This window comes from Paenibacillus sp. RC67, from assembly GCF_030020805.1.
Lineage (GTDB): Bacteria > Bacillota > Bacilli > Paenibacillales > NBRC-103111 > Paenibacillus_S.
The window spans coordinates 1,575,506-1,588,499 of record NZ_CP125098.1 but is presented as its reverse complement, the minus strand read 5'-3'; the positions used below and the strand labels follow the sequence as shown (position 1 = coordinate 1,588,499).

The 12,994-nt window shown below is 43.6% G+C and carries 12 protein-coding genes and 1 pseudogene; 5 read left to right on the top strand and 8 right to left on the bottom strand.

Annotated features, from left to right (window positions below; translation table 11 throughout):
• Positions 1 to 335: 335 nt before the first annotated feature.
• Positions 336 to 662 (bottom strand): hypothetical protein, encoded by a 327-nt coding sequence (locus tag QMA13_RS07275; protein WP_282940548.1) that lies wholly within the window; start codon positions 660 to 662, stop codon positions 336 to 338.
• 594 nt (positions 663 to 1,256) lie between these two features.
• Here QMA13_RS07275 and gap point away from each other — a divergent pair.
• Positions 1,257 to 2,267, top strand: a complete 1,011-nt coding sequence (gene gap / locus QMA13_RS07270; RefSeq protein WP_282940547.1) for a type I glyceraldehyde-3-phosphate dehydrogenase — start codon at positions 1,257 to 1,259, stop codon at positions 2,265 to 2,267.
• 252 nt (positions 2,268 to 2,519) lie between these two features.
• Here gap and QMA13_RS07265 read toward each other — a convergent pair whose 3' ends face one another.
• Together QMA13_RS07265 and QMA13_RS07260 are read right to left on the bottom strand one after the other, a co-directional pair.
• Entirely contained in the window at positions 2,520 to 3,470 is a 951-nt protein-coding gene (locus QMA13_RS07265; RefSeq protein WP_282940545.1) for a methylenetetrahydrofolate reductase, read from the bottom strand.
• A 315-nt stretch (positions 3,471 to 3,785) separates the two neighbouring features.
• On the bottom strand, positions 3,786 to 4,208 hold the full coding sequence (locus QMA13_RS07260) for an Lrp/AsnC family transcriptional regulator (RefSeq protein WP_349254220.1): 423 nt from the start codon (positions 4,206 to 4,208) through the stop codon (positions 3,786 to 3,788).
• Between the two features lie 169 nt (positions 4,209 to 4,377).
• Between QMA13_RS07260 and QMA13_RS07255 the strand changes: the two genes are divergently transcribed.
• Positions 4,378 to 4,860 carry a VOC family protein gene (locus QMA13_RS07255; RefSeq protein WP_282940544.1) on the top strand — a complete coding sequence of 161 codons (483 nt, stop codon included), beginning with the start codon at positions 4,378 to 4,380 and terminating at the stop codon, positions 4,858 to 4,860.
• Between the two features lie 141 nt (positions 4,861 to 5,001).
• On the opposite strand, the gene QMA13_RS07250 is transcribed toward QMA13_RS07255, so the two are convergent.
• The 4 genes and pseudogenes from QMA13_RS07250 to QMA13_RS36360 form a co-directional block, all read right to left on the bottom strand.
• Positions 5,002 to 5,397, bottom strand: coding sequence for a VOC family protein (locus QMA13_RS07250; RefSeq protein ID WP_282940542.1), 396 nt, complete (start codon positions 5,395 to 5,397; stop codon positions 5,002 to 5,004).
• Between the two features lie 146 nt (positions 5,398 to 5,543).
• Positions 5,544 to 5,891 carry a hypothetical protein gene (locus QMA13_RS07245; RefSeq protein WP_282940540.1) on the bottom strand — a complete coding sequence of 116 codons (348 nt, stop codon included), beginning with the start codon at positions 5,889 to 5,891 and terminating at the stop codon, positions 5,544 to 5,546.
• 126 nt (positions 5,892 to 6,017) lie between these two features.
• Positions 6,018 to 6,215, bottom strand: coding sequence for a hypothetical protein (locus QMA13_RS36365; RefSeq protein WP_349254204.1), 198 nt, complete (start codon positions 6,213 to 6,215; stop codon positions 6,018 to 6,020).
• A 99-nt stretch (positions 6,216 to 6,314) separates the two neighbouring features.
• Positions 6,315 to 6,497, bottom strand: a pseudogene (locus tag QMA13_RS36360) (methyltransferase domain-containing protein); the annotation flags it as partial.
• A gap of 676 nt (positions 6,498 to 7,173) precedes the next feature.
• Between QMA13_RS36360 and QMA13_RS36355 the strand changes: the two are divergent.
• The 3 genes from QMA13_RS36355 to QMA13_RS07225 are packed head-to-tail and all read left to right on the top strand — an operon-like array spanning position 7,174 to position 9,365.
• Positions 7,174 to 7,350: a hypothetical protein gene (locus tag QMA13_RS36355; protein WP_349254203.1), complete on the top strand. Its 177-nt coding sequence runs from the start codon at positions 7,174 to 7,176 to the stop codon at positions 7,348 to 7,350.
• Between the two features lie 3 nt (positions 7,351 to 7,353).
• Positions 7,354 to 7,776 (top strand): SRPBCC family protein, encoded by a 423-nt coding sequence (locus QMA13_RS07230; RefSeq protein ID WP_282940539.1) that lies wholly within the window; start codon positions 7,354 to 7,356, stop codon positions 7,774 to 7,776.
• The gene (locus QMA13_RS07225; protein WP_349254202.1) at positions 7,773 to 9,365 is read left to right on the top strand and encodes an MFS transporter; all 1,593 of its coding nucleotides are present in this window, start codon (positions 7,773 to 7,775) and stop codon (positions 9,363 to 9,365) included. The genes QMA13_RS07230 and QMA13_RS07225 overlap by 4 nt, the downstream gene beginning before the upstream one ends.
• A 374-nt stretch (positions 9,366 to 9,739) precedes the next feature.
• Here QMA13_RS07225 and QMA13_RS07220 read toward each other — a convergent pair whose 3' ends face one another.
• On the bottom strand, positions 9,740 to 12,961 hold the full coding sequence (locus tag QMA13_RS07220) for a pectinesterase family protein (protein WP_282940537.1): 3,222 nt from the start codon (positions 12,959 to 12,961) through the stop codon (positions 9,740 to 9,742).
• Positions 12,962 to 12,994 lie beyond the last annotated feature (33 nt).

Here is a 12,994-nt window from a genome sequence, read left to right as displayed (position 1 = left end):
TACCTTTTAATGGATGGAGCTATAACCAACCTGTCAAATACGCAGTGAAGCTGCCGCTCATTTTAGCGACAGCCTCATATCATTCCAGTTAACGTAGACCTACACCTACGATTCCGAATTTATCAAGTGCAACCTGTTCTATTGCACCATCAATGCACTACCGATTCCAAGACGGCGTAAGATTACGCTTGTAGCATGGTACGATAGTGATTTTGCTGGCTGGCTTCATTTACTCTCTAGGTCAAACCATTCCTTTTTCGTTGAAAAAAATAACGAGGCTGCCTCTCTATGCAAGCAAGGCAATGCCCCAAGAGAGCTGCTGGCTCTGCGCACCATCATTTACCTTTCGCAGTCCTTCTTTCTATTCCAAATGTTTTATATCCAATTGATATGGGAGCTATCACAATCAAAGCGTAAGTTATTAAACCAAACAAGGTGTTTGCTGACCCTAATACAGCTAAACTGTAAATGAGAAAATAGGCATATAGATAGGTATGGATTAATCCCCCTAAGCCCCCAAGTAATATATAGAAGACTTGTGAGTTGTTTCTAGCATTCTTTAAACCAAAATAACTGAAAAGAAATCCGGTTGTAACCAGTAATACTGTAACAAATATTAATACTAACTTTATATAAGTGTTTTCAACTAATGCTGATGTCATGTGTAGTGGCCATATGATCAATAAAACAATGAACCCAAGCACAGTAAGACGATTTTTTTCATTTGCAACCCCCTTGATTTTGAAATCATTTATGCAAATACAAGGAAGCGTATTGAAAAATGAAAGCAGCATTATTTACATTAATAGTACCATAATACAGTTAATAATATTCCATAATTAGGATAAATTTGAGCTTAGAAATGTGCATATCCTTACTCCTTAATATCCAATGAAATTACAATCTGAGATTGACGTGCTATATTGAATGCGATTCTTGCCATTTGCAGTGTTATTACTTAGGGAACGGTATTTTAGTGTAAATGGGGGTAGACAATAAAAAAAATTTGAGTTACATTTGGATAATACAGATAGATTATTAATTTAATCTTGTCTATATGGGACGTAAAATGTCTTTGAGGGACAATTAATGTCCCAAATCCTTAAATAGAACCCTTGTTAACAAAACTATTTAATCATGTCACTATGGGACGTAAATTGACTCACATGGACATATAACGTCCAACAAAATTTATTGTTTTCTCGGTAAATCACCGCATTTACCTTGAAATAAATTAAATAATTGGAGGTAATTTTATGACAATCAAAATTGGAATTAATGGATTTGGCCGTATTGGTCGTAATGTTTTTCGAGCAGCATTAAATAATCCTGAAATCGAGGTTGTAGCCGTAAACGATTTGACGAACGCTGAAACCTTAGCACACTTGCTGAAATTTGATTCCAACCAAGGTGAATTAGCAGCACAGGTAATTGCATTGGATGGACATATTTATGTGAATGACCGCAAAATCACTGTTTTGGCTGAACGAGAACCTTCGCAGCTCCCATGGAGAGATCTCGGAGTTGAATTAGTAATTGAATCGACTGGAAGATTTACAGATAAAGCAAAAGCAGAAGGGCATATTACGGGGGGAGGAGCTAAAAAGGTCATTATTTCGGCGCCTGCAACGAATGAAGATATTACCATTGTGATGGGTGTGAATGAAGAAAAGTATATCCCTGAGCGGCATCATGTCATTGCAAATGCTTCTTGCACAACAAATGCTTTAGGTCCACTCGCTAAAGTACTCCATGATAAATTTGGAATTAAGCATGGTCTGATGACAACCGTCCACGCATACACAAATGATCAGCATGTTCAGGATCAGCCTCATTCAGACTTAAGACGTGCACGGGCAGCAGCAGTTTCGATGATTCCTACTTCTACGGGTGCAGCTAAAGCTATTGGTTCCATACTGCCTGAGCTCAAAGGGAAGCTAAGTGGTTACTCTCTGCGTGTACCCACTCCCGTTGTGTGTCTAGTTGACTTAAACGTTGAAGTGTCTAAAGAAGTTACAGTCAAAGATGTAAATAATGCGCTAAGGGAAGCGTCTGAAGGTTCTATGAAGGGAATTCTCGGTTACAGTGAGCTTCCATTGGTTTCAATTGATTATCAAGGAGATGACCGTTCATCTATTGTTGATGCACTGTCTACTTTTGTAATTGATGGTACGATGGTAAAGGTCCTCTCTTGGTATGATAATGAATGGGGCTTCTCCAACCGAGTGGTTGATCTTGTTCATTACATTGCTAAAAAAGGCATATAACACACGAAAGATTTGGGGGAAGGCGTAGATTAAAAGCTGTCTTGTCCCAGTATTCGATGTGCTCCATTACATTTGCAAAGCTACCCTCTACCTCTTTAGTCCGCGCCTACCATACGTTAAAATATGGTCAGAACACAAAAAATAGTTATTAGATTAAATCAAAAAGTGAACCGATGGCGGACTAGGACTTGAAGGTTAAGTCCTAGACTGCTGCTGTTTTTATTGTGCTAAAGATCTCTGTTAGTGCAATGATTATTGTAGTGAACTTATTACGGTTCTTTTCAGCTTCTTGTCTAACATAGATTTTATGTCCCTAACCAGTTGTATAGATGCCTCTATTTCTATTTTCCTTGTTGAGACACTTTCAACACTACATCCAACAGGGATTCTTTTTTCCAATGCAAAATCTAAAATCTCTTCAAAGATTTTTTGAGACAATCTGATTGATTTTTCCAGTACATCGTTTGAGTATTTTAGTTCATTTTCTAACCAAGTTGGTATACTTATTCCTAACCATTTCATGAATTCCAAAGTTTTCTCAGATCCGCAGGGGGCAAGGTTGAATAAAATAGGTACCATTTCTAATCCGTTATTTGTACAGTAATAATAGTAATCCGATAAGAAATTTTTCGATGCTTCTACATTATATGTTGCCTGTGATACGAAAAAGGCACATCCGTTTTGCATCTTATTTCTAACCCGTATGTGCTCATCATTCTTTTTCATGTGTCTTTCAGGTATAACTACTCCCCCAAAAGTTAAATTGCTGTTTAAACTCTTGCTTAATTTAGAAGCTTCAGAAAGATCTAAGTCTATCTCCTGCTTACTGGAAGAAGCACCTACATATACTGAATATCTTTCTCTATCTATGTCGGCTTTGACCCATTTTATGAACTGTTCTTCACTATATCTACCCACGCAGCGATATATTATTTGGGGAACCCGGAGTTGGTTTAAATATTCATAGCTATATGTTGCAGGATCAATCGTTGGCAAATACGGAAAAGGCCTTTGTTGCTCAGCTCGATCAGCTTCTTCCTGAACATCGTAAAGAATTAATGCATCGATTTCGAGATCATTTATTCTTTCAACTTGCTTCAGTGAAATCTCTTCTATCTTTTCTGGGGTATTAGCTATCTTCGGTGGCGTCATACCATATGTTAAAATGCCAGCCTCTCTACCCAATATTTTTTCTTTAAGCATTTTCTTTTCACCCTCCAGAACTGTAGGATCACACCTAGCCAACTAGGCAGTTAAGACAGTAACCATTTTTTCATCTCACCTTGGATATAGTAATGATAGCATTGTCTATCGGCTAAAAGATAATTTCTTATTCCTATAACCTGCTATAGTCTGAAGCTATAACTAAAGTACGGATTCAGTTGCATACAACAAGCAGATCTATTACCCATTGCGAGTACCTGTCCGACGACATCCCTGATTTCCATCGCTACCGCTATCCTCACAGTACAACGCGACTGCCGATTCATACCTGCAGCCGCGCGTCTTAGTTGTTTATTAAAGCAAAACTCTATGTTCCAATATACTCTTCAAACTGATATGAGACTTTGAAGGTCCTAGCTTTATAAGCGAATCTTGAAATTCAGCAAGCTCCTCAATGGATGCTGTTTGTACCTTGATGAGATAATTATATTCTCCACTGATGCGAAATAAATCAGTTACTTCCCTGGCATCCTTACAAAAATCAACGATCTCTTGGCAATGTTCTGTTTTTAATAGAATAAAAGTCGTCGTACCCCGGTTCAGATCCCTTAAATTAAATACCGTAGTATACCCAGAAATAATGTTTTTCTCTTCTAACTTGATAATCCGTTCTTTAACGGATGGTTGAGACATGGAAACTTCTTTACTGATTTGAGAAATAGACATTCGTGCATTGTGCTGAAGTAATTGCATGATCTTTTTATCAATATCATCGATTGGATGCTCCGTATCAAGGACCTCCTAACCCATTTTAATAAAATAACCTTAATCAACTCATTTACCTTATATTTAATAACTATATTACTACAAAATACTTATCTTTCGTATGTATTTGACGTACTAATATCACTATAATAAAACCATCTTATATAAGGAGAAATTGTAGATGAGCATAAAAGGCCTTGCACATGTGGCTATCCAAGCCAAGGATTATAAAGCGACTATTGCGTTCTATACTGAAGTTTTAGGGTTCGAGTTAGGTCATCACTGGAGTCTGCCATCCTTTCAGCTCAAAGAAGCTTCCATGCTGGTTTCACCTGACCAAAGAACCTGTATTGAAGTCTTCGATAACGAAGCGATCATCCCTGCTCAAGGGAAGAAAGCATTGTCTGAAGATGATATAGCTCACGGAGCGTTATTACATTTCGCCTTCTATGTAAATAATGTAAATGAAATATTTCAAAAAGCCCTTGCGCATGGAGCAAAAGCTTATATAGAACCAGGCTGCCTTTCTCTTGGCGAACCGCCCCTTGTCGTAAAGAATGCTGTCATTCATAGTCCCAATGGGGAAGTTATCGAATTTATTGAGGATGTTGATTTTGATATTTCTGCCAAAGCTTTCGATGCTCATGCAAACCAAGCTTTTTAACAAAAAAAACTTGCCGTCACAAAAAGGAGCTTCCTCGATAGGAGCTCCTCCACTATCATTATCCGATAGTTGAATTATGAATAAACGAGTGTTCTCACCGTTCTTCTTTCCACGGGACCCTCGAACATACCTTTCGATAACTTACTGCTTCGTAATCATCCACGTGACACCGAATTTATCTACGACTTCTCCATAATAAGCCCCCCATGGCTGAAGAGCGAAAGGATACTTGCTTTCGCCACCCTCGCTTAGATGGGCATATGCCTTTCTGGCTTCTGACTCATCGTCATAGGTCAAAGCAAGACTGATACTGCGGTTATACGAAACCGGCTCGAATGAATCGGAAATCATTAGCGTATTCATCCCCGCCACTGTCAAAGCCAAATGCATGACTTTATCCTTCATTGCCTCGGGTGTTCCCGGTGTCTCACCGAATGTGGTGAGAAACTGAATTTTGCCACCAAGTGACTCGATGTAAAAATTCGCCTGACCTCTTGCATCCTCCGACATCAGATAAGAATGAATTTGTGCTCCCATGTTTAACAACCTTTCCACTTGAATTTGTCCTTACATAAATAACGACGAATGGAACATGGTGAAATCGACAAAGGAAGTAAATATTTTTTTATATTGTTTTTTAGTTTGTACATTGGGTCTTGTAAACTCAAAACTTTGTGCTTGTTTTACGCAATAAATGGGGAAGCAATCAGAAGAACAGCTAATAGAGAAAGGAGAGCAGTTAGAGTCCTTGGTAGTTTTTTGTTTTGTGTAGATTTAAACCACCCTCCAAATTGAAATACATTTCTATAAAAGACAAACAAAATTAAGAGATTACCTATCAAATAAACCGAAAAGTAATCCTCTATTTGAATTTTAATAGGAGCATATATTAATTGTTCTACCCACCCCAATACTCCAAAACCAATAGCCAGAAAAATGACTATCCTTACTAATTCCAGTAAAAATAAAAAGGGTTTAGCCAAAATTACATCAACTCCCTTTAGTTTTATTATCCACTTGTATATTTCCATTCAGTCCCCCGGTACTTACATATAAAAACATTTATTTTATGAAGATGTAATAGGAGCTGCAGCTCCTTCATCGTTTGTATAGAGTCCTTCATTGAAATAAAATATCCGCTAGCGGAATGATCCTTGTTAAGCTAATATTTTTATTCCATAAATATATCTTAATTTATATGTTCTTATTGCACCATTTGAGTATTCAAAGTTTTCTTGTATTGATCCTGTCTCAATGATGTTAGTTTCCTTGAAATGATTTTTCAGATCGTCTTCACTAAAAAAATGTGCTAACTTTCCATTCTTATATTCAAATGTATTCTTTTCTACTTCCATTCCTTTACCAAAAGCCGCATCTTCGTCTGAAAAGCATGTAAAATAATAAATACCTTCCTGACCTAAATGCTCGATGCACTTAAGTATTAATTTTTCTCTATCAATATCAGTGAATAAATGTAGAAGGTCGTAGCAGTATACAGCATCGTACTGCTTGTTGGTGACTGATAAATCAAATATAGATTCTTCGATAAAACAGCTCCTGTCATCCCATTGCCGTGCAAGTATAACCGCCTCTGATGAAAGTTCGACTGCATCTACCTCAAATGTATCGGAGAGTATTTTTGTATTTCTACCGTAACCTGCTCCTGGGACTAGAACTGTCCTGATGGTGCTTCAAAAATAGTTCCTTCGCATGATACGCTGTTTCACTTGGTTGTTCTCCCCAGATAAGCCCTTCACTCATAAATCTCTTATTCCAGTATTCTTTCATGGAATACCCTCAATTCTATGTGACTTGTATTGTGCTAATTTTAACTACATTATATTTAATTTTTATTGTACTATATTTTGGATTTTATGGAAGTTTTTTCGTATGTAACATAACTGTCCATTACTTCAACGATCTGGAGCAGCTCGCCACGGCGCCAGCTCCAACTGAAGTCATTTCACTGTCGTAGCGGAATTATCTGCAGTCCGCAGAACCAGGTTGTTCAAAGCAATCGCGCGCTGCAGTAGATCCTGCAAAGCCCGTTCACTCAATTCTCCATGTTTTCTGAAGAAGATGACACTCCTCATAATTTTGTACTTGAAACTTACGTAACGGAATGTCTTATGATGTGGATACCGGTAAAAACCTCGCGCAAAAAAAAGGGGATGATCATGAAACGGGAGTGGAAAGTTGGAGAACTTGCGAAATTAGCGGGATTAACAGTTCGAACATTGCGATACTAACGACCAGGTTTATACTCGCCATCCGGTCATACCGACTCCGGAATTAGAGCATGTAGCGAGCCTTATGGAGAGAAAAGAACCGTTGACCATTCAAGAATTCACCAAAATATTGAGCGCCATGAGGATGAGCCATCATAAATATTTTGCCGAGCGGGAAGCGAACTGGGAATCCCCTCTCGATCAGCTTGACGACTTTCTTGGCGAGCATCCAAATGACGATCTCCTAGGGAGGACAAAATAACCCATGAACGAACGATCTGTAAAGTATTCAACCTTTGTTATCGAGAAAAATTATAGTGCATCGCCCGAGCGGGTATTCTCCGCCTGGTCGGACCCTTCCGCCAAAGCCCGTTGGTACCCGAAAGCCGACGAGTTCGACTTGCAGGTTGGTGGTCGGGAAATCAACCGCGGCGTTTACACTTTCGACGCTTGCTACCAAGAGATCGTTCAGGACAGTCGCATCGTTTATACTTACACCCTGGACCAAGGAGAGACACGGATGTCAGTCTCCTTGACGACAGTAGAAATAAAGAGATCGGACAACGGCACTCAACTCATCTATAACGAACAAGGAGCTTTCTTCGATGGTCACGATCTACCAGAACATCGTGAGCACGGCACAAAATTTTTGCTAGATAAGCTGGGCTTGGAGCTGCAGAACAAATGAACAACACATTGCATGGAAATGAAATGAAGGCTGGCATAAGGGAATGGATAGGGCTTGCGGTATTAGCCCTGCCTGCCCTCCTTGTCACGATTGATCTCTCCGTAATGATTCTCGCGCTGCCGCACATTGGTGCCGACCTCGGTGCCGATAGCGCTCAGCAGTTGTGGATCATCGACATCTACGGATTCATGCTCGCCGGGTTCTTGATCACCATGGGGACGCTGGGAGATCGAATCGGTCGCCGTAAACTGCTGTTGATCGGCGGGAGCGCATTCATGGTAGCATCGATATTGGCAGCATTCTCCCGAAGTGCTGAGATGCTCATTGCAGCCCGCGCAATACTCGGTATAGCCGGAGCGACTGTATCTCCTTCTACACTAGCCTTGATTAGCAACATGTTCCGTGACCATAAGCAGCGCTCCCTTGCCATCGGCATATGGTTAACGTGCTCTATGGGTGGCATGGCGCTCGGGCCTGTGGTTGGGGGTATCATGCTAGATCACTTCTGGTGGGGCTCGGTGTTCCTTCTGGGCGTGCCGGTCATGTTGCTTCTACTAATAACCGGACCCATACTGCTGCCAGAATACCGGCACCCCGAAGCCGACCGGCTGGATTTGACCAGTGTTGCGTTATCGCTGGGCGCCATCCTGCCGATCATATACGGCCTCAAGGAAATCGCTAAGTATGGTCTGCAGATGCTGCCTGCGCTGTTAATACTAGCGGGCGTCGTCCTAGGCACGGTGTTTGTGTCGCGGCAGCGCAGGCTGACGAGTCCTCTACTCGATTTACGCTTGCTCGCGAGTCCCGGATTCAGCGCTGCACTGGGGGGCATGTTCGGTATTACACTGACAGGCGGGACCATGCTCTTTATCGCGCAATACCTCCAATTCGTGCAAGGAATGTCGCCGCTTCAGGCAGGGTTGTACACGCTCCCTGGGGTATTTGCCTCGATGGTCGGTATGTTTTTCTCACCGCTAATCGCACGCCGGATCCGACCGGCGCGTCTTATCGGAACGGGACTACTGATATCGACCGCGGGCTGTTTTCTGCTAACTCAGGTGAGAGTTGAATCAGGCCTCACATTGCTGGTGCTCGGGTACATCTGCTTTAATATAGGTTCAGCCCCGCTACCAAGCCTGTCCAGCGACCTTGTCATCGGATCGGCCCCGCCAGAGAAGGCAGGATCGGCGGCCGCCATGCTGCAAACGAGCGGCGAATTCGCCTTCGCACTGGGCATCGCAGTCTTAGGCAGCATCGGCACGGTCATTTACCGCAACCAGGTGGCGAACTCTATCCCCTCCGACTTGTCGGCGTCCGCCGTACAAGCTTCCCGCGACAGCCTGGCAGGTGCTACGGCTATAGCGGAAGGCCTCTCCGAACAAGTCGGCAAGACACTGCTCACGGGAGCACGAGAAGCCTTTACAAGCGGGATGCACGCCGTTGCGGCAGCCAGCGGCGCCATCATGCTTATTACCATCATCCTTGTCGTTACGCGGCTTCGGCACGTACGACCAATCGGAAAGACTCAGTCTACCCAAGCCGACAGTATAACAGAAGTTGCGCCCAGAGCTGCCAAAGAATCAAGTTAGTTGCACTGATTCGTAGTCATGCTTACAAAACCGGTCTTCATGTTTTGGAACTATTCAAGGCAAGTGCTTCGGCTCCTTGCAGATCAAGAGATTTGTCGGGAATGGGATCAAGTTCTTGTTATTTGGTTTTGACAAGAACTTGATCCCATAAACCACAAAAGCCGCGATTTACGCGGCTATTAATGAGATAATGTTCTTGTTACCCAAAATTGTTTGCTGTTATTGCAAATTCAGTCTTATCTCAGTTTGATTTACATCTGAAATTGCTCCAAGTCTCTCCATATTCGTTTCGATTAGTTGGCAGATAGCGCCTATGCTGCACCAAACAAACCGACCGCAGCCTCGCCACGATCGTTTGTTTGGCCGTTCATTACTTAGTTGTCAAGTATATGACTTGCTACAATAGCCAAGTCAAGAATATCGATAATGCCATCCCCGTTGAGATCCGCAACTACATAAATATTCCAGTTCGGATCGTCTTTCGTTTTTCCATAATACTGCGCTACGATAGCCAAGTCTCCGATGCCGATTACACCGTCTCCGTTCAAATCTCCCGGTAATTTGGCAATGACCGATGCCTTAAATTGTGTCAAAGCTGCGTAAAGCTCGCTTGTTGCTTGCTCTACCTGCGCTGCACTCACATTGGCATTGTCAGCGGTTTGGCTTGCCTTCAAGATGGCCGCCATAAGAGTCGCTTTCGATCCTGCCGGATAGTTTCCGGCAGCTGCTCCTTCTTTTGCCGCATCATGGGTGCTTTGTGCCTCTGCAATCAGAGTGCTTAACGCCGTCTTATCGATATGGGGGATTCCCACAGTATGTGTAATTCCGTTTACATCCGTTTCCTTCCCATCGGCGAGACCAAGCACGATACCGGTCAGAGCGATTGACGTCCCAGACGATGAAACGCCCGGCTTGACTCTCCATTGCAGCTTCAGCACATCTCCGTTCGCATCCACTTCCTGGCCCGTACTTGCCGCAATAAACCGGACTTTGCCTTCAATCGACGTGTCCACAATATAGAAACCGTATTTCAGCGATTCCGCAGTTACGAACTCCACTTTGGACGGATCATAGCCGAAGGTCGCTTGTTGGGCATATACCGGCTTCGTCACGCCTTTCAGTCCGTAATTCATCTCGAATGCTCCACCGGCATTTACTTGGCTATCCCCGCTCACAACGGCTTGCACGCCATCGGATGGCTGCGGATAGGAAATTTCAAACTTGCTGTACACATTGCTGTTTCCGTTGGAAACAGTTCCCGACCAGTACGCACCGGCTCCACCAAAATCATTGGGAGCAATGGTCTCCTCCAAGAATAACACTTCGTCGTCAACGTCATTATTCGCGCTCACTGTAAACTTATTGCCGATAACCTTGAGAGACATAGAAGTGTTGGGCTTAAACACGCCGGAAAGCACCTGCGTGTTGCTGACTGGAGAGCCTACGCCATCGACATGTTTGTAAATCTGAAACATCACTTTTTCTGTAGACTGCGAAGTTCTCCAAAATCTCAGGGAATATCCGTTTTTGGTGCGCGGATCGTATTTAATAAAAATATCTGATTTTTGGATCGTATCTCCATCAACTCCGGACCCTGGGCTTCCGAAGCCTTGGCCGCCCGTTTTTTCGGGCGTCATCTTCAGATTGATTTGCATGTCTCCGGCTTTCGCATCCTGCTGATAAAGAAGAGATGCGCCTTGCGAGCCTACTCTGACTCCATAACCGTTGTCAAAGCTATCCCCAGCAACAGATGTCCATGTGCCGAGAACCGTCCATAAACCGCTGACGTACGAATTGTTAGCTGTCGTTACAAAGTTTCTAAAGTTAGGAGCAACGGTCGTTGAGTTAATGTCCGATGCCGCTATTGGTCTTGCGGCTACTGCATCTACAGCAGCGCCGGGATCGCTGATTTGATGCTTGGGTGCGACACTTACCCGAATGTATTTGCCTATATCGCCAGATGTTAATGTGTACGACTTCAACGGCTCATTGCCTCTGCTCACCGCTACCGCCCTTGAATTCGTTCCGATAGCATCGTCACTAATATACCAATTAATTACGGACTGATCTTCTTTGTTCCCTAAGTCCAGAGCGTAATTAACACTAATGGTTCCTTTCGTTGGAGATTTTAAAGTCGGTTGTTCGATAAATACAGGCGGATCAATGTATGCGGGCTCTACGAAAACATTCGCCGTGATATAAAAACCATTGGCAGCCTTAGCTTTCACCGTAACGTACTCCGCTTTATCCGTCTTGTTATTACCTGTTACAACAACGCTCGGACCGGTTGTTGCGCTTAAAGTGATTAAATCCGAATCCGTTGACCAGGTTATCGTCTTGTCAGGCGCTCTTGCTGGCGATACGGTTGCGCCGATCGTTGCTCCGGGCCCGCCGGTACGAATAGAGGGAGATCCCCCGGTCATAGCCATTCTATAGATCAAACTTCCTTGGCCCAAAGCCTCGTATTTATCTTTGACTCCTGCCGGATCCCAGTCATCCGCTGCACCGGTGGGGGTCGCCCGTAGAAGATTCCACGGGTTGAAGGCTAGCGCCTCTTCGTCCGATAATTCTCTAGATCCATTGAAGGTCGGTACCGTTGTTACGCCATCCGAAATTACGGCTGGATTGCCCTTCGCATCCTTGGATTTGTATGTAAGGGAGTATAGATTAGGGCGAACGATGGTCCCCCAGCCTTTAGCCACCCACGAGTTGGGGGTTTCCGGCGTGTATACGGGGAACACGCTATTGATAACGGCTACTGGGTTCGATACGCCTTTATAGAAGCCCACGCCGCGATCCGATATAAACTTCGTGTTGATAAAGACAACCCCTGAAGCCGCTAGGACCGGTCCGTTTCCTGGCGGGAAAGCAATCTTCGAGTCTTCCCAGACGCTAACCGTACCGCCCCCGAGGAAGTCTGCCGTACCCTCTAAATAACAATTTTTGCAGTAGGAACGGGTTGTCTGTAAAAAGAAGGTGTCCAGTCTGCTGAGAAATGCAACATTCTCATACGTGTGCTTGTCCCCAGACGACTGAAGTGCTACTGCCTGCGTTTCAACGCTGGATCTCTTGTACAGATTTTTGCTTGGATCACCTGGATATGCGTAATCAATATTACAATAGTTAAGGAACGTCAGGTTCTTGGCTGTAAATCCGGTTGCATTGACAATGATCACATACCCGTTATTGGAGGTGGTATCCGTACCTGCTCCCTGCTTGTTTCCTCGATTATCTGCGAGCACAACCTTGCTGCGATCCTCGGTAAGTCCGAGCAAGGTAATGTAATTTTTCGTAATAGTGAGTCCGGATTCCGTTTCTGTTCCCGTAATATGATAAACGTCCGGCTTAATTCCGATAACCGTCTGTTTCGCTGCCGTTCCGGCAGGGGCAGCCGCATATGCCGCTTGCAGCGTTTTAAACTTTTTGTTCGCAGGGTCGTCCTGTGGAAGACTGCTATCTACAAGGATGTCGTACGCATAGGTTGGTTGCGGCAAATGGTTATCCTCGGCGGAAGCAGCAAGGGCGAATAATGCGGTAGAACACAACGTGACAGCCAATGCTAGCATAACCGTTCTCAATTTGTTTGACAGATTCATCTGTTCATCTCCTTATGGTATGCAGGAGGGAGG

Excerpts from the sequence above, each read along its gene's own strand:
- QMA13_RS07245 (WP_282940540.1), bottom strand. The coding sequence starts at position 5,891 with ATGGAAATATACAAGTGGATAATAAAACTAAAGGGAGTTGATGTAATT.
- QMA13_RS07225 (WP_349254202.1), top strand. The coding sequence starts at position 7,773 with ATGAACAACACATTGCATGGAAATGAAATGAAGGCTGGCATAAGGGAA.
- QMA13_RS07220 (WP_282940537.1), bottom strand. The coding sequence starts at position 12,961 with ATGAATCTGTCAAACAAATTGAGAACGGTTATGCTAGCATTGGCTGTC.
- QMA13_RS36365 (WP_349254204.1), bottom strand. The coding sequence starts at position 6,215 with ATGGAAGTAGAAAAGAATACATTTGAATATAAGAATGGAAAGTTAGCA.
- QMA13_RS36355 (WP_349254203.1), top strand. The coding sequence starts at position 7,174 with ATGGAGAGAAAAGAACCGTTGACCATTCAAGAATTCACCAAAATATTG.
- QMA13_RS07255 (WP_282940544.1), top strand. The coding sequence starts at position 4,378 with ATGAGCATAAAAGGCCTTGCACATGTGGCTATCCAAGCCAAGGATTAT.
- QMA13_RS07275 (WP_282940548.1), bottom strand. The coding sequence starts at position 662 with ATGACATCAGCATTAGTTGAAAACACTTATATAAAGTTAGTATTAATA.
- QMA13_RS07250 (WP_282940542.1), bottom strand. The coding sequence starts at position 5,397 with ATGGGAGCACAAATTCATTCTTATCTGATGTCGGAGGATGCAAGAGGT.
- gap (WP_282940547.1), top strand. The coding sequence starts at position 1,257 with ATGACAATCAAAATTGGAATTAATGGATTTGGCCGTATTGGTCGTAAT.
- QMA13_RS07230 (WP_282940539.1), top strand. The coding sequence starts at position 7,354 with ATGAACGAACGATCTGTAAAGTATTCAACCTTTGTTATCGAGAAAAAT.
- QMA13_RS07265 (WP_282940545.1), bottom strand. The coding sequence starts at position 3,470 with ATGCTTAAAGAAAAAATATTGGGTAGAGAGGCTGGCATTTTAACATAT.